This is a genomic window from Geodermatophilus sp. SYSU D00779 (assembly GCF_054050595.1).
This window is the reverse complement of the sequence record NZ_JBJGZQ010000005.1, coordinates 102745-117705: the sequence shown is the minus strand read 5'-3', so window position 1 is coordinate 117705 and position 14961 is coordinate 102745. Positions and strand designations below refer to the sequence as shown.

At 76.2% G+C, this 14961-nt stretch carries 16 protein-coding genes; 5 read left to right on the top strand and 11 right to left on the bottom strand.

Annotated elements, in window-relative coordinates; all coding sequences use genetic code 11:
- Window positions 1–33: 33 nt before the first annotated feature.
- Window positions 34–1986 (bottom strand): acetate--CoA ligase, encoded by a 1953-nt coding sequence (acs, locus tag ACI79G_RS05420; RefSeq protein WP_456880125.1) that lies wholly within the window; start codon window positions 1984–1986, stop codon window positions 34–36.
- A gap of 205 nt (window positions 1987–2191) precedes the next feature.
- Between acs and ACI79G_RS05415 the strand changes: the two genes are divergently transcribed.
- On the top strand, window positions 2192–2899 hold the full coding sequence (locus tag ACI79G_RS05415) for a (2Fe-2S)-binding protein (protein ID WP_456880124.1): 708 nt from the start codon (window positions 2192–2194) through the stop codon (window positions 2897–2899).
- Here the strand turns inward: ACI79G_RS05415 and hflX are convergent.
- From hflX to ACI79G_RS05395, 4 genes are all read right to left on the bottom strand, one after another.
- The gene (hflX, locus tag ACI79G_RS05410) at window positions 2896–4041 is read right to left on the bottom strand and encodes a GTPase HflX (RefSeq protein WP_456880123.1); all 1146 of its coding nucleotides are present in this window, start codon (window positions 4039–4041) and stop codon (window positions 2896–2898) included. The genes ACI79G_RS05415 and hflX overlap by 4 nt on opposite strands.
- A gap of 113 nt (window positions 4042–4154) precedes the next feature.
- Window positions 4155–4835 carry a hypothetical protein gene (locus ACI79G_RS05405; protein WP_456880122.1) on the bottom strand — a complete coding sequence of 227 codons (681 nt, stop codon included), beginning with the start codon at window positions 4833–4835 and terminating at the stop codon, window positions 4155–4157.
- An 11-nt stretch (window positions 4836–4846) separates the two neighbouring features.
- A complete protein-coding gene (locus ACI79G_RS05400; protein WP_456880121.1) occupies window positions 4847–5866 on the bottom strand; it encodes an S-adenosylmethionine:tRNA ribosyltransferase-isomerase in 1020 nt (339 codons plus the stop codon).
- The gene (locus tag ACI79G_RS05395; RefSeq protein WP_456880120.1) at window positions 5863–6561 is read right to left on the bottom strand and encodes an SDR family NAD(P)-dependent oxidoreductase; all 699 of its coding nucleotides are present in this window, start codon (window positions 6559–6561) and stop codon (window positions 5863–5865) included. The genes ACI79G_RS05400 and ACI79G_RS05395 overlap by 4 nt, the downstream gene beginning before the upstream one ends.
- Window positions 6562–6608: 47 nt before the next feature.
- Here ACI79G_RS05395 and soxR point away from each other — a divergent pair, with 47 nt between their 5' ends.
- Window positions 6609–7079: a redox-sensitive transcriptional activator SoxR gene (soxR, locus tag ACI79G_RS05390; RefSeq protein WP_456880119.1), complete on the top strand. Its 471-nt coding sequence runs from the start codon at window positions 6609–6611 to the stop codon at window positions 7077–7079.
- Window positions 7080–7177: 98 nt separating this feature from the next.
- Window positions 7178–7987: a 4,5-DOPA-extradiol-dioxygenase gene (gene ygiD / locus ACI79G_RS05385; RefSeq protein ID WP_456880118.1), complete on the top strand. Its 810-nt coding sequence runs from the start codon at window positions 7178–7180 to the stop codon at window positions 7985–7987.
- A gap of 47 nt (window positions 7988–8034) precedes the next feature.
- On the opposite strand, the gene ACI79G_RS05380 is transcribed toward ygiD, so the two are convergent.
- Genes ACI79G_RS05380 through ACI79G_RS05370 form a run of 3 tightly spaced genes read right to left on the bottom strand, consistent with a single transcriptional unit; the run spans window position 8035 to window position 10072 of the window.
- Complete coding sequence (locus ACI79G_RS05380) at window positions 8035–8310, bottom strand: helix-turn-helix transcriptional regulator (protein WP_456880117.1); 276 nt, start codon at window positions 8308–8310, stop codon at window positions 8035–8037.
- Window positions 8307–9164, bottom strand: coding sequence for an ABC transporter permease (locus tag ACI79G_RS05375; protein WP_456880116.1), 858 nt, complete (start codon window positions 9162–9164; stop codon window positions 8307–8309). The genes ACI79G_RS05380 and ACI79G_RS05375 overlap by 4 nt, the downstream gene beginning before the upstream one ends.
- On the bottom strand, window positions 9161–10072 hold the full coding sequence (locus ACI79G_RS05370) for an ABC transporter ATP-binding protein (RefSeq protein WP_456880115.1): 912 nt from the start codon (window positions 10070–10072) through the stop codon (window positions 9161–9163). The genes ACI79G_RS05375 and ACI79G_RS05370 overlap by 4 nt, the downstream gene beginning before the upstream one ends.
- 89 nt (window positions 10073–10161) lie before the next feature.
- Here ACI79G_RS05370 and ACI79G_RS05365 point away from each other — a divergent pair, with 89 nt between their 5' ends.
- Both ACI79G_RS05365 and ACI79G_RS05360 read left to right on the top strand, forming a co-directional pair.
- Window positions 10162–10992, top strand: a complete 831-nt coding sequence (locus ACI79G_RS05365) for a hypothetical protein (RefSeq protein ID WP_456880114.1) — start codon at window positions 10162–10164, stop codon at window positions 10990–10992.
- A gap of 106 nt (window positions 10993–11098) precedes the next feature.
- Entirely contained in the window at window positions 11099–11833 is a 735-nt protein-coding gene (locus ACI79G_RS05360; protein WP_456880113.1) for a M23 family metallopeptidase, read from the top strand.
- 61 nt (window positions 11834–11894) lie between these two features.
- Here the strand turns inward: ACI79G_RS05360 and cobA are convergent, their stop codons facing one another.
- The 3 genes from cobA to ACI79G_RS05345 all read right to left on the bottom strand — a co-directional run bounded on the left by cobA (window position 11895) and on the right by ACI79G_RS05345 (window position 14924).
- Window positions 11895–13154, bottom strand: coding sequence for a uroporphyrinogen-III C-methyltransferase (gene cobA / locus ACI79G_RS05355; RefSeq protein ID WP_456880112.1), 1260 nt, complete (start codon window positions 13152–13154; stop codon window positions 11895–11897).
- Window positions 13151–14200 (bottom strand): nicotinate-nucleotide--dimethylbenzimidazole phosphoribosyltransferase, encoded by a 1050-nt coding sequence (gene cobT, locus ACI79G_RS05350; protein WP_456880218.1) that lies wholly within the window; start codon window positions 14198–14200, stop codon window positions 13151–13153. The genes cobA and cobT overlap by 4 nt, the downstream gene beginning before the upstream one ends.
- Window positions 14201–14582: 382 nt before the next feature.
- Window positions 14583–14924 carry a cobalamin biosynthesis protein gene (locus ACI79G_RS05345; RefSeq protein ID WP_456880111.1) on the bottom strand — a complete coding sequence of 114 codons (342 nt, stop codon included), beginning with the start codon at window positions 14922–14924 and terminating at the stop codon, window positions 14583–14585.
- Window positions 14925–14961 lie beyond the last annotated feature (37 nt).

Sequence of the window (14961 nt, the reverse complement as noted above, 5' to 3'; positions counted from 1 at the left end):
CCTGCGAGGCGTGGGGGGAAGGGCGGTCCTCCTTCAGTCGTCGGACGACGAGCTGGCCGGCAGCTTGTCCTTGATCAGGTTCATCACCGACGAGTCGGTGAGCGTCGTGACGTCACCGAGCTCGCGGTTCTCGGCGATGTCCCTCAGCAGCCGGCGCATGATCTTGCCCGAGCGGGTCTTGGGCAGCTCCTGCACGACCATGATCTGGCGCGGCTTGGCGATCGGGCCGATGTCCTTGGCCACGTGGGTGCGCAGCTGCTGGACGAGCTCGTCGCCGGAGTCCTCGGCGTTCCCGCGCAGGATGACGAAGGCGACGATGCCCTGACCGGTGGTCGGGTCGCTGGCGCCGACGACCGCCGCCTCGGCGACGGTGGGGTGCGCGACCAGCGAGGACTCGACCTCGGTGGTGGAGATGCGGTGGCCCGACACGTTCATGACGTCGTCCACCCGGCCGAGCAGCCAGATGTCACCGTCGGCGTCCTTCTTGGCGCCGTCCCCGGCGAAGTAGACGTCCTTGCCGAACCGCGACCAGTACGTGTCGACGTAGCGGTTGTCGTCGCCCCAGATGGTGCGCAGCATCGCCGGCCACGGCTCGGTGAGCACCAGCAGCCCGGTGGTGTCGTCGCCGAGCTCGTTGCCCTCGTCGTCGACGACCTTCGCGGAGATGCCGGGGAACGGCGTCTGCGCCGACCCGGGCTTGAGGCTGGTGACGCCGGGCAGCGGAGTGATCATGTGTGCGCCGGTCTCGGTCTGCCACCAGGTGTCCATGATCGGGCAGCGGCCGCCGCCGATGTGCTCGTGGTACCAGAGCCAGGCCTCGGGGTTGATCGGCTCGCCGACCGAGCCGAGGACCCGCAGCGAGGACAGGTCGAACTTGGCCGGGATGTCCTCGCCCCACTTCATGAAGGTCCGGATCACCGTGGGCGCGGTGTAGAGGATCGTGACCTTGTACTTCTCGATCAGCTCGAACCAGCGGCCGCGGTGCGGGGTCTCCGGCGTCCCCTCGTACATGATCGAGGTGGCCCGGTTGGCCAGCGGCCCGTAGACGATGTAGCTGTGGCCGGTGACCCAGCCGATGTCGGCCGAGGTCCAGAAGACGTCGGTGTCGGGCTTGAGGTCGAAGGTCGCCCAGTGGGAGTAGGCGACCTGGGTGAGGTAGCCGCCGGAGGTGTGCAGGATGCCCTTCGGCGACGCCGTCGTCCCCGACGTGTACATGATGTAGAGGGGGTGCTCGGCGTCGAACGCCTCGGCCGTGTGCTCGGTCGACTGCCGGTCGACGACGTCGTGCCACCACAGGTCGCGGCCCTCGGTCCACTCGACGTCCTGCTCGGTCCGCCGGACGACGAGCACGTTGCGGACGCTCTCGGTGCGGCCGACCGCCTCGTCCACAGCCGGCTTGAGCGCGCTCGGGGCGCCGCGCCGGTAGCCGCCGTCGGCGGTGATCACCAGGACGGCTCCGGAGTCGGTGATCCGGCTGGCCAGCGCGTCGGAGGAGAACCCGCCGAAGACCACCATGTGGACGGCGCCGATGCGGGCGCAGGCCAGCATCGCGACGACCGCCTCCGGGATCATCGGCATGTAGATGGCCACCCGGTCGCCGGTCTGCACGCCCAGCTCCACCAGCGCGTTGGCGGCCTTGCAGACCTCGTCCTTGAGCTGGGCGTAGGTGATCGTGCGGGTGTCGCCCGGCTCGCCCTCCCAGTGGTAGGCGACCTGCTCCCCGTGGCCGGCCTCGACGTGCCGGTCGACGCAGTTGTAGGCGACGTTGAGCTTGCCGCCGACGAACCACTTGGCGAAGGGCGGGTTGCTCCAGTCCAGGACCTCGTCCCACCTCTGCGCCCAGGTCAGCCGGTCGGCCGCCTCGGCCCAGAAGCCCAGCCGGTCCTGCGCCGCCCGCTCGTAGACGTCGGGACCCACGTTGGCCTGTGCCGCCAGCTGCTCCGGCGCCGGGAACCGGCGGCCCTCCAGCTCGGTCGACTCGCTCATGCGGACTCCTCCTGCTCCGTGGCGTCGTCGTCGACGCCTGTCCTGTGTCCGGTCGTCGCGGTCGGCACCCGACGTCCCGGCAGCAGCGCGACGCGGAGTGCTCTCTGCCACACCGTATGGCCCACGGCGCTCCACGTCTGCCCGGCGCAACGTCGGCGCATCGGAGCGCGTGGTCCGGTTCGCGCGCGGCGGCCAGACTGGCCGGGTGACGGCAGGGGGACAGGCGGCGGTGGCCGCGCGGGTGCCGGGTGCGGCGGCGCTCGGGCTGCTCGCGCCGCCAGGCGCGTCCGCCGTCCCCGCCGCGCTCTTCGCCGACGCCGGCTGGACCGCCGAGCGGCTGGCCGCGCTCGGGGCGCGGTACGCCTCCGACGACCGTCGGGTGCTGGCCACCGTGTGGTGGTACTCGGCGTCCTCGGTGCTGCTGACGCCGGCGCTGGCCGGGCTGGCCACCGGGCTGCCGCTGTCGGCGCGGCTGGCCGACACCTCGGTGGCCCTGCTCGGGGGCGGGACGCCGATCGCCGCCACGTCGTCGGCACCGGGCACGGACACCGCCGCGGAGCTGCGGGAGAGCCTCTCCGCGGTGGTCGACGCCGTGGCCGCGGCCGGCCGGGTGCGGGCGCGGCCGCTGTGGGCGATCGCCACCGACTCGCTGGCCAACCGGCTGCTCGCCCTGGGCCGGGCGCTCGGGGACGAGCGGCGGGTCACCGCACTGGCCGCCCCGCTGGCGGCCGCCGTCGGTCCGCCGCTGCCGGCGCCCCGCTACGTCGACGTCGCCGGTGTGCGCTTCACCCGGCGGGTGTCGTGCTGCCTGCTCTACCGGCTGCCGCCCGAGCCGCTGTGCACCTCCTGTCCGCGCCGGCCCGCGGCCGAGCGCCAGGTGCTGCTGGAGGACACCGCCGCGCGGATGCGCTAGCCGTCCAGCCGCTCGGCGATCGCCTGCCGCAGCTCCTCGACCCCCTCGCCGGTGAGCGCGGACACCGGGACGGCGTCGGGGTAGGCAGCGCGCAGCGCCGACAGCCAGCCCGGCGGCGCGACGTCCACCTTGTTCAGCGCCAGCAGCTCGGGGTGGTCGCGGGCGCCGATCTCGTAGAGCACCCCGCGCACGGCGGTCACCTGGTCCATCGCGTCGGCCGCCGAGGCGTCGACGACGTGCAGCACGAGGTCGGCCTCGACCACCTCCTCGAGGGTCGAGCGGAAGGCGTCGACCAGCTGGTGCGGCAGGTGGCGGACGAACCCGACGGTGTCGGAGAGCGTGTACGGCCGGCCGTCGGGTGTCTGGGTGCGGCGGACCGTCGGGTCGAGCGTGGCGAACAGCGCGTCCTGCACCAGGACGTCGGCGCCGGCCAGTCGGTTCATCAGCGCCGACTTCCCCGCGTTGGTGTAGCCGGTGAGCGCCACCGACGGCACCCGGTTGCGCCGCCGCCGCGAGCGGGTGCGCTCCCGCCGCCGCGCGGTCTCCTGCACCTGCCGGCGCAGCGCCGTCATCCGCCGCCGCAGGTGCCGGCGCCGGGTCTCCAGCTGCTGCTCACCGGGGCCGCGGACCCCGGTGCCCGCGGCCCCCGCGCTGCGCCCGCCGCCGACACGCGACAGCTCCACGCCGTGCCCGGTCAGCCGCGGCAGCTGGTAGGCCAGCTGGGCCAGCTCCACCTGCGCCTTGCCCTCGGAGCTGCGGGCGTGCTGGGCGAAGATGTCGAGGATCAGGGCGGTGCGGTCGACCACCCGCGCGCCGAGCCGGTCCTCGAGGTTGCGCACCTGCGCGGGGGAGAGCTCGCCGTCGGCGATGACCAGGCCGGCGTCGCGGTCACGCACCAGGTCGGCGAGCTCGGCCACCTTGCCCGAGCCCAGGTAGGTCGCCGGGTCGGGCCGGTCGCGCGGCTGCACCAGCCTGCCGACGACGGCGACCCCGTCGGTCTCGGCCAACCGCTCCAGCTCGTCGAGCGGGTCGGTCGCGCCGGCGTCGCCGTCCCGCAGGCCCAGCAGCACCGCGCGGGCGCCGCCCGGCCCGCCGTCCCCGTCGGAGGTCACCTCGCTGCCCAGCAGCCACGTCCCTGGCACGTCCGCCTCCCGAGTCCGGAGGACGCCGTCTGCTCCGGCGTCCCCAGCCTCGTTCCCCGGCTGGTGGGCCGCCACCCGGGGAACGAGGCCGGGGCCGGGACGCCGCCTCCGGCTCATCCGGCCGCCGAGCGGCGGGCGAGCACCACCGCGTAGGTGAACTGGCGTCCGTCGCGGGTCACCGGCAGCAGCAGCTCCTCGGCGTCCGCCGTCGTGGGCAGCCGGGCCAGCGCCTCTCGCAGCCGCGGCGCCGGGGAGCTCGACCAGATCGCCAGGACGCCGCGGGGGCGCAGCGCCGCCACCGCGCCGGCCAGCCCGGCCGGGCGGTAGAGCGCGTCGTTCGACTGGTGCACGAGGAAGCCCGGCCCGTTGTCGACGTCGAGCAGGACGGCGTCCCACCGGCCGTGGTGCTCGGCCAGGACGTCGGCGACGTCCCCGGTGCGCACCCGCAGCCGGGGGTCGCCGGGGAGGAGCGCCGGGAGCCTGCCCTCCTCGGCCCACTGCACCAGGGGCGCGTGCAGCTCGGCCACCTCGACGGCGCCGACCCGCAGCTCGGCGAGGGCGGTGGCCGCCGTCCACCCGAGGCCGAGCCCGCCGACGAGCACCCGCAGGTCGCGGCCCGGGAGACGGCGCAGCGCCTCGGTGGCCAGGGCGCGCTCGGTCGTGGTGTCGACGTCGTCCATCGCGAAGACGCCGTCGACGACCAGCTCGAGGTGCGTGCCGCCGTCGTCCGTGGTGCGCCGGCGGAGGGCCACCTCGCCCCGCGGCCCCTCGGCCCGGCCCAGCGTCTCGATCACCGGCCCACCCCTCACGGCAGGAACAGCATCGTGTCGCCGAACTCGTGCCACAGGTAGCCGCCGGCGACGGCCCGCGCGTAGGCCCGGTCGACCAGCTCGCGGCCCGCCACCGCCTCGAGCAGCAGCAGGTGGCTGGCGTCGGGCGCGTGCAGCCCGGTGAGCAGGCCGGTGACGACCCGGGCGGGGCGGTCGGGGCCGAGCACCAGGTCGGTCCAGCCGGCGGCCGGACGGGTGACGCCGTCCTCGCCGGTCGCCGTCTCCAGCGCGCGGGTGACCGTCGTCCCCACGGCGACGACCCGGCTCCCGGCCGCGCGCGTCGCGTTCACCAGCCGGGCGGTGACCTCGGGCACCCGGTAGCGCTCCGGCGCCGGCGGTTCGTGCAGCTCGGGACTGGAGACGCCGGCGTGCAGCACCACCGGGACGACGGGGACGCCGCGGGCCATCAGCCGCACCAGCACCCGGTCGGTGAACGGCCGCCCGGCGCTGGCGTTCTCCGCGCTGCCGGGTTCGGTGGCGTAGACGTTCTGCGCGTCGGCCAGCGGGACGGCGGCACCGAGGTAGCCGTAGCGGATCGGCACGCCGTGCCGCTGCAGGTGCTCGGTGGCGGGGACGGCCGGGTCGGGGCGGGCCCGCCACAGCCGCGACGCCCGCGCCGGTGCCGGGAAGCCCTCGACCAGCCGCAGCCGGACGCCGCCGGGCAGGTCGAGCAGCGTCCCGGGCTCCACGCCGCGGTCGGGGCCGTCGTTGCCCGGACGGCGCAGCTCCACGACCCAGTCGCCGTCGTCCAGCGCGGTGGCCACGTGCAGCGGGGCGCGGACACCGTCGGCCCGCCGGACGTCGAGGCGCGCGGGCAGCGTCGCCGAGGTGTTGACGACGACGAGGTCGCCGGGCTCGAGCAGTTCGGGCAGGTCGCGGAAGGTCGTCTCGGTGGTCCCGTCGGGCCGGACCGCCATCAGCCGCACGCCGTCGCGGGCCAGGCCGCGGCGCTCCGGCGGCGCGGCGGCCTCGGCGCCCATGGTCCGCGCGGTCATCGCACGGCCCCGGCCGGGACGGCCAGGTCCGCGGCGCGGTAGCGGCCGCTCGGGAGGTCCTCGTCCACGAGGCGCAGCAGCGCCGGGACGACTGCCGCCGGCTCCGGCAGCCCGGTGGCGTCGGGGTCGGCCGCGCGGTGCATGTCGGTGGCCATGTCGCCGGGGTCGACGGCGTACACCCGCAGCGTCGGGTGCTCGGCGGCGAGCACGGCGGTCAGCTGGTCCAGCGCGGCCTTGCTCGCGCCGTACCCGCCCCAGCCCTCGTAGGCCTCGACCGCGGCGTCGCTGCTGATGTCGAGCACGACCCCGCCGGCCCGCTGGAGTGCCGGCAGCACCGCCTGGACCAGGGCGAGCGGGGCGACGGTGTTCACCGCCAGCACCCGCTCGAGGGCCGCGGGCGGCAGGTCGGCCAGCCCGGGGAGCGGGGTCGGGCCGAGCTCGCTGGCGTTGTTGACCAGCAGGTCGAGCCGGTCGCCCACGGCAGCGGCGAGCGCGGTGCGGTGGGCGGGGTCGGCGACGTCGCCGGGGACGGCGGTGACCAGGTCCGGGCGGGGCAGCGCGGCGACGGTGGCGGCCAGCCGCTCGGGGGTGCGGCCGTCGACGACGAGCCGCCAGCCGCGGTGGCTCAGGGCCTCGGCGAGGGCGGCGCCCAGGCCGCGGGAGGCCCCGGTGACGAGTGCGGTGGGAGGTGTCATGGCGCTACCGTCGGACCTGAAGTGCACTTGAGGTCAAGGGGGGCACGGTGGACGGGCTGCTGACCATCGGGCAGGTGGCCGAGCGGTCGGGGATGGCGGTCTCCGCGCTGCGCTACTACGAGGCGCAGGGTCTGGTCACGGCCACCCGGACGCCCGGCGGCGCACGGCGCTTCCCGCGCAGCGTGCTGCGCCGGCTGGCGTTCGTCCGGGCCGCGCAGAACGTCGGGCTGACGCTGCCGGAGATCCGCGAGGCGCTGGCCACGCTGCCCGACGGGCGCACGCCGTCGGCCCGCGACTGGGCCCGGCTCTCGGCGTCGTGGCGGGACCGGCTCGACGAGCGGATCCGGGCGCTGGAACAGCTGCGCGACGGGCTGTCGTCGTGCATCGGCTGCGGCTGCCTGTCGCTGACCCGGTGTGCGCTGTCCAACCCCGGCGACGTCCGGGGCGCCGAGGGGCCGGGGGCGCGGCTGCTGTCCCCGGCGCTGCGGCGGGTGCCGCCGGTCTCGAACGCGGGGTGACCGCCGGGTCCGGCGCGGGGGAGCGCTGCGCCGGACGCCGGGTGCCTCTCCGTGTCGCACGGCAGCCGGGTGCGGGAGAAGATCACCGCGTGGGGCTGATGCCGGCTGCGTTCCTCGGCCACGGCAACCCGGTGAACGCCATCGAGGACAACCGCTACACCCGGGCCTGGCGTGCGTTCGGGCAGGCCGTGCCGCGCCCGCGGGCGGTCCTGGTGGTCTCGGCGCACTGGTACGTGCACGCGACGGCACTGACCGCGATGCCGCGGCCGCGCACGATCCACGACTTCTTCGGCTTCCCGCGAGCGCTCTACGACGTCCGCTACGACGCGCCCGGGCTGCCCTCGCTGTACGAGGAGGTCGCCGACCTGGTGCACCCGACCTGGGTGGGTGCCGACCTCGACAGCTGGGGCTTCGACCACGGCGCCTGGTCGGTGCTGCGGCACGTCGTCCCCGACGCGGACGTGCCGGTCGTGCAGCTCTCGGTCAACGCGCTCGAGCCGGCCGAGCACCACCTGCGCCTGGGTGCCGCGCTCGCCCCGCTGCGGGAGGACGGCGTGCTGGTGATCGGCAGCGGCAACGTCGTCCACAACCTGCGCGCGGTCAGCCGCGCCATGCCCGACACCGGGTACGACTGGGCGCAGCGCTTCGACGAGGCGGTGCGCGAGGTCGTGCTCGAGCGGCCGACCGAGGTCGCCGCCCTGGACGGGCACCCGGACGCCGGCCTCGCCGTCCCCACCCCCGACCACTTCCTGCCGCTGCTCTACGTCGCCGGGATCGCGGGGGCGACCGGCACGACGGCGGAGCTGCTGGTCGACGGGTTCACCGACGGCTCGCTGTCGATGGCGTCCTACACCGTCGGCCTGACGCCGCTGCCGGACGACGACGGAGCCGCCGAGCCCCGGCCGTAGCGGGCCTGCCCACCCCGTCCGACGTCCTGCTCCGCCCGCCGCCGGGCTCAGCCCGTGGCGGCGGGCGGTTCGGCGCTCCCCACGTCGCTGATGCGTGGGAACGGCTTCGTGGAGAAGACGACCTCCACGGGCAGGCCGAAGAACTCGGCGATCCGCAGCGCCAGGTGGAGGCTGGGGTTGTACTCGCCGCGCTCCAGGTAGCCGATCGTCTGGTAGTGCACGCCGAGTGCGTCGGCCAGCTCGCGGCGGGTGACGCCCTGCTCGGCGCGCAGCAGCGCGATCCGGTTGTGGACGGCGTCCCCGCCGGCCTTGTCGCCGCTCACCGCACCCACTGGCCGGCCGTGTCGCGGGCGGCGGCGACCTGTGAGCCGGACTGCCGGCGGGCCATCCGGCGCAGCACCACGGGAGCCGCGAGCAGGCTCGCCACCGCCCAGGCGGTGAGCACGAGGACCGTCGTCCCGGTGCGCCACGAGCCGCCGAGCTCCAGGGCGGCCGCGGCGTCGGGGAGGAACGCCGAGCGCAGGCCGAGCCCGATCCAGTAGACGGGGAAGACCTGGGCGACCACCTGCACCCAGCCCCAGAGGGCCTGGACGGGGAAGAGGACGCCCGAGATGCCGGTGAGCCCGAGGACCGGCAGCACCCCCCAGGAGCCCACCTTCTGCGGACCCGGCAGGAGCGAACCCAGGACGATGCCCAGGGGTAGGGTGGCCAGCAGGCCCAGGGCGACCACCCACCCGACGGTGAGCCAGCCGGCGGCGTCCCGGGGCGCCGCGCCGTCGAAGAGCAGCGCGCTGGGCACGAGGACCACCAGCAGGGCGGGGAGCAGGTTCAGCGAGTGGTACGTGACCTGGCCGACCACGTAGCCCTGCACCCCGTGCGGCAGGGCGCGGTGCCGCAGCAGGGTGCCGTCCTCCCGCTCCATGGCCAGCGTGAACGCTGCGTTGACCACCGAGCTCCACGCGGTCAGGGCGGCGAGGATGCCCGGCAGCGCGACGGTCGGGTAGAGCACCGACGTCCCCTCGACCCGGTCGCCGCGGTTGACCCACAGGTACACCACCGCGACCACGGCCATGACGAGGTAGCCGGCCTGGTCCTGCGGGCTGCGCAGGCTCTGGGTGAACTCGGTCCAACCCCGCCGGAGGCCCAGCCGGACGGCGTGTCCCGTGCCCGCGCTCACCGGGTCACCGCCGTGAGCGCGGCCCGGGTGCCGGTCTGCTGTGCGGTGACCATGGCGAGGTAGGTGTCCTCCAGGGTGGCGCGGCGGACCTCGAGGTCGGTGATCTCGTCGCCGTGCTGCTCGAACAGCTGCCGCACGAAGGGGGTGGGGTCGTCGGTGGCGTGCACGAAACGCTCCCCGTGCCGGGACCAGCGGACCTCGCTGGTCGCCGCCACCTGCCGGTTCAGGGCCTCCGCGCTGCCGTCGGCGACGATCCGCCCGCCCGCGAGGACGAGGATCCGGTCGGCCAGCCGCTCGGCCTCGGCCAGGTCGTGGGTGGTGAGCAGGATGCTGGTGCCCTCCAGGTCGGAGAGCCGGTGCACCAGGTCGTGGAAGTCGCGGCGCGCCTCGGGGTCGAAGCCGGCGGTCGGCTCGTCGAGGAAGAGGAGTTCGGGGCGGCCGACGATCCCGACAGCGACGTCCAGCCGCCGCCGTCGTCCGCCGGAGAGGGCAGCGATCTTGCGGTCGGCGTCGTCGGTGAGGCCGACGGTGTCGAGCAGCCAGTCGACGTCGTAGGGGCGCGGTCGCCCGGGGGTGGCGTGGGGACGGTAGTGGTCGCCGAGTTGGGTGAGCAGCCGGCGCGGCGTCCAGCGCGGGTGGTCGCGCCACGACTGCAGGACCACGCCGACCCTGGCTCGCCAGGCGTCGTCGGCCCGGGCCGGGTCGGCGCCGAGCACGGTGACCTCGCCGGCCGACGGGAGCCGGAAGCCCTCCAGGACCTCGATGGTCGTGGTCTTGCCGGCGCCGTTGGGCCCGAGCAGGCAGACCACCTCGCCGGGGTGGACGTCGAGGTCGACGCCGGTGAGGACCTCGTGGGCGCCGTAGCTCATCCGCAGGCCGCGCACCCGGACGACGGGATCACCGTCCATGTCCACCTCTTGTCATGGTCTTGATAGTAGGTGTACTACATCCGCAGTACAACTGCTCAGGCGTCGAGTGACGGGGGTCCGGGATGACGGTGCGGACGCAGCTCCTGGTGGCGGCCCGGTGGCTCGCGCTGGTGGTCCCGCTGGTCGACGCCGCGCTGGTGCTCACCGGGGTCCTGTCGCTGCGGACCGGCATCGTGGTGGCACTGGTCCTGGAGGTGCTGCTCGCCGTCGTCCTGGTCGTCGAGGCGGCCGCCTTCCGCCGGGCGTACCGGGTCGCGCGGCGGGACGGCGGCAGCCGTCGTGCGGGGCTCGTGGCGGGAGCGGAGGCCGTCTGGCCACCGGTGGTGCTCCGTCTGGCCCGCGCCGAGGCCGGCGTCGTCCGGACGCTGTGGTGGGCGGTGCGGCGCCGCTCGGACGTGGCACCCGGTGACGTGCCGCTGCCCTACGCCGGCCGCTTCCGCCTGGTGCTCGGCGCGCTGACCGTCCTCGGCGCGCTCGAGACCGTCGTCGTCCACGTGCTGCTGCCGTGGGAGACCGCGCGGTGGGTGCTGCTCGCGGTGTCGCTCTACGCGCTGGTCTGGGTGCTCGGGTCCGGCCTGTCGCTGTTCCAGCACCCGCACCTGCTGCGGGACGACGAGCTCGTGCTGCGGTTCGGGCACCTGCGCTCGGTCGCCGTCCCGCTGGCCGGCCCGGTCGCGGTCCGGCGCAGTGTGGAGTCCGAGCACGCGAAGGTCCTGGTCCGCGACGGCGACCGGCTGGTGCTGTCGGTCATGGGGGACACCGACGTCGAGCTGCGCTTCGACCCGCCGGTGCGCGTGGCGGGGCAGGACGAGCCGGTGGCCCGCGTCGCGTTCTGGGTCGACGACCCGCAGGCGGTGGTCCGGCTGCTCCGCGACCGCGCCGTCCCGGCCGGTCGCTGACCTCCCCGCGGGTACGCCGAGCACGGACCTCGCCGACCCCGCGGACGTCCCCGCGGGAGCGCCGGCCACGGGACCGCCCCCGGGCGTGCCCGCTAGGTTCCGGCACGTGGCCGGGGGACTGCCCGCACGGGATCGAGGCGCCCGGGAGGTCGAGATCGCGCTGCCGTTCACGGGGCGGTGGCTGGTCCAGAACAGCCCCGCGCGGCGGGTCCCGAGTCACGGGACCGACCTGTTCGGCGAGCGCTACGCCATCGACTTCGTCGGCGTGGACGACCGCCACCGGACGGCCGGCACCCGGGACTGGCGGACCCTCGTCGCCACCGAGCCGCCGGAGCGCTTCGCCGCCTTCGGGCGGCCCGTCCTGGCCCCGGGCGACGGCACCGTCGTCCACGTGCACGACGCCGAGCCCGACCACGAGGCGCGGCGCTCGCAGCTGGCGCTGATCCCGTACGCGCTGGGTCAGGCCGGCCGACTCCGCCGGGGTGCGGGCGCCGTCGCGGGGAACCACGTCGTCCTCCACCTGCTCGAGAGCGGCACCTTCGTCCTCCTGGCGCACCTGCAGCGGGGCTCGGTGCGCGTCTCGCCCGGCCAGGAGGTCGTGACCGGGCAGGAGGTCGCGCGGTGCGGCAACTCCGGCAACTCGACCCAGCCGCACGTGCACCTGCAGGTCATGGACAGCGCGGACCCGCTCGTCGCCCGCGGCGTGCCCATGACCTTCCGGCACTTCCGCGAGTGGCCGCCCCGCGCCCGGCAGCCCGCCATCCGGCAGCCCCGGGTCAGGGAACGGGGGATGCCGGGCGAGGGAGCGGTGGTGGAGCCGGTGCCGGCCGCCGGCCCCTGACGACGCGGCCCGCAGCCGGCCGACGAGGCGTTCGGCGGGGGGACGCCGGCGGGACCGGTCGTCAGCGCTGCTGGAGGAGGTCCGCGGAGAGCCGCACGACCTCGCCGACCACCCAGACGGCCGGCGGGCGGATGTCCTGGTCGGCCAGGGTCTGCGCCAGTCCGGCCAGGGTGGTGCGCACCGTGCGCTGGGTCGGTGTCGACCCGTCGGCGACGACGGCCACCGGCGTCTCCGGCGCCCGGCCGTGCTCGACCAGCGCCGCCGCGATCGCCGGGGCGGTGTCCACGCCCATGAGGACGACGACCGTGCCGCGCAGCCGCCCCAGCGCCTCCCAGTCGACCAGCGACTGCGGGTGACCCGGCGGCACGTGCCCGGAGACGACGACGAACTCGTGGGTCAGCCCGCGGTGGGTGACCGGGATGCCGGCCAGTCCGGGGACGCCGATCGCCGACGTCACCCCGGGCACCACCTCGACCGGCACACCCGCGGTGACACACGCCTCGAGCTCCTCCATGCCGCGGCCGAAGACGAACGGGTCGCCGCCCTTGAGCCGCACCACCCGCCTGCCCGCCCGGGCGTGCTCGACCAGCAGCGTGTTGATCTGCTCCTGCGCCATGTACCGGCCGCGCGGCAGCTTCGAAGCGTCGATGACCTCCACCTCCGCGGGCAGCGACGCCAGCAGCGACTGCGGCGCGAGGTGGTCGGCGACGACGACGTCGGCCTGCGACACCGCCTGCTGGCCGCGCACGGTGATCAGCCCGGGGTCGCCCGGCCCGCCCCCGACGAGCACGACCGAGCCGGGCCGCCCGCCCGGGACCTCGCGCGCCGCCCGGTCGCGGATCGAGCCGTCGGCCAGCCCGGCCAGGACGGCGTCCCGCACGCCCACCGCGCGCTGCGGGTCGCCGCCGCCGTGCACCCCCACGACGAGGTCGCCCTGCCGGCCGACCGCCGGGGTCCACACGCTGGACGCCGACCGGTCGTCGGCGCGGGCGCAGAACACCCGCGTCCGCTCGGCCTCCTCGGCGACCGCCTCGTTGACCGCCGGGTCGTCGGTCGCGGCCACCGCGTACCAGGCGCCGTCCAGGTCACCGGGCTCGTAGCGGCGACGCAGCCAGGTGACCGCGCCCGGGCCGACCAGTGCCTCCAGCGCCGGTGTCACCTCGGGGCTGACCACCGTGACCCGTGCGCGGGCCTCCAGCAGCCCGGCGACGCGGCGGTGCGCCACCTGCCCGCCGCCCACGACGACGACCTCCCGGTCGAGCAGCCGCAGCCCGACCGGGTAGACCACCCCGCTCGCGGGGTCGACCGGGGTGGCGCTCACGCCTTCTCCGTCACACCGGCCGAGTCGAACGTCGCCACGTCGCGCAGCGCCCGCGCCGCGCTGGCCACCAGCGGCAGCGCCAGCAGGGCGCCGGTGCCCTCGCCCAGGCGCAGGTCCAGGCCGAGCAGCGGGCGCAGGCCCAGTGCCCGCAGCGCCAGGGTGTGCCCCGGCTCGGCCGAGGTGTGGCCGGCCAGCGCGTGCTCCAGCGCCGCCGGGCACAGCGCGGCCGCGACCAGCGCCGCGGACCCCGCGATCACGCCGTCCAGCAGCACCGGCACCCGCGCCGCGGCGGCACCCAGCACGAACCCGGCGAGCGCGGCGTGCTCCAGGCCGCCGACCTCCGCCAGCGCGGCCAGCGCGGCCTCTGGCGTCGACGGCCGCTCGGGCACGCGGGCCACCGCACGGCCGACCACGCCGACCTTGCGGGCCAGCGTCGGGTCGTCGACCCCGGTGCCGCGCCCGGTCGCCGCGGCCGGCGTCGCGCCGGTGAACGCGCAGACCAGCGCCGCCGACGCCGTGGTGTTGGTGATGCCCATGTCACCGGTGACCAGGCAGGCGTGGTCCGCGGCCAGCTCGGTGGCCACCTCGATGCCGACCTCGACCGCCCGCCGCGCCTCCTCGAGCGTCATGGCCGGGCCGACGGCGAGGTCGGCGGTGCCGGACCTGACCTTGCGGGACAGCAGCGCGGGGCTGACCTCGACCGCGTACGGCGTTGCGACCCCGACGTCCACCACGACGACGTCGGCCCCGAGCTGGGCGGCGAACGCGTTGACGACCGCACCGCCGCGGGCGAAGTTGGCCACCATCTGCGCGGTGACCTCCTGCGGCCAGGGGGTGACGCCCTGCGCGTGGACGCCGTGGTCGCCGGCGAAGACCGCGACCGCGGCCGGTGTGGGCAGCGGCGGCGGGCAGGCGCCCGCGGTGCCGGCCAGCTGCGCGGCGACGTCCTCGAGCACGCCCAGCGAGCCCGGTGGCTTGGTCATCCGGTCCAGGCGGTCGCGGGCGGCGCGCTCGGCGGCGGCGTCCCTCGGCGCGACCGCGGCGATCGTCTCGCCCAGCAGGGTGCCGGGGAAGGGAGCGGGGGTGGTGGGGCGGCTCAGCGGATCTCCTGGGGGAGGTGGGGCAGGTCCTGGAACGCCGGTGTCCCGGGGTCCAGGATGGCAGCGAGGTCGGCGGCGAGGGCCACCGAGGTCACGGGGTCACGCACGGCGGTGGGTCGGGGTACGCAGCGGCGTCGTCGAGCGCCGCGTGCAGGACGGCGCGCAGCCACGGCGGCGGCGTCCCCGCGCGGACGTCCACCGCGAGGTCGACCGGGCCGGCGCGAGGTCGGCGTCCCCGTGGTGGTGCGACGACCCCGCCGCCCTCCGGGCTCCCACCGCGTCCGGGTGCCATCCCCCCGTGGCGCTGAGCTCGTCCGTCCTCGCGTGTTCACCGCGCCACCGCCACCGTGACCCGGCCGACCACCGTGCGGCCCACCAGCAGCGTCCCGCCGTCCAGCAGCGCCGCGGCCTCGGCGACCGACGGCGTCCCCACGGCGGCGGCCACCCGCGCCGACGGCGACGGCACCGGGACGGCGGCCAGCGCGGCGGCGGGGTGCCCGGTCAGCGGCCAGCCGCGGGCGGCCGCCGCCTCGACCAGGCCGGGCTCGGCGGCGCGGGCGTCGAGGGTGGCCAGCCGCACGCCGTCCGCGCCGGCGGGCAGGACGGCGTCGACGGCGGCCAGCACCTCCGCGACGCTCACCCCCGGTCGCGCGCCGACGCCGACGATCACGTCGCCTCCCCGCTGGCGCTCGTCGGCTCCGTGCTCG

Excerpts from the sequence above, each read along its gene's own strand:
- ACI79G_RS05400 (WP_456880121.1), bottom strand. The coding sequence starts at position 5,866 with ATGACCGCGCGGACCATGGGCGCCGAGGCCGCCGCGCCGCCGGAGCGC.
- ACI79G_RS05370 (WP_456880115.1), bottom strand. The coding sequence starts at position 10,072 with ATGGACGGTGATCCCGTCGTCCGGGTGCGCGGCCTGCGGATGAGCTAC.
- ygiD (WP_456880118.1), top strand. The coding sequence starts at position 7,178 with ATGCCGGCTGCGTTCCTCGGCCACGGCAACCCGGTGAACGCCATCGAG.
- ACI79G_RS05395 (WP_456880120.1), bottom strand. The coding sequence starts at position 6,561 with ATGACACCTCCCACCGCACTCGTCACCGGGGCCTCCCGCGGCCTGGGC.
- acs (WP_456880125.1), bottom strand. The coding sequence starts at position 1,986 with ATGAGCGAGTCGACCGAGCTGGAGGGCCGCCGGTTCCCGGCGCCGGAG.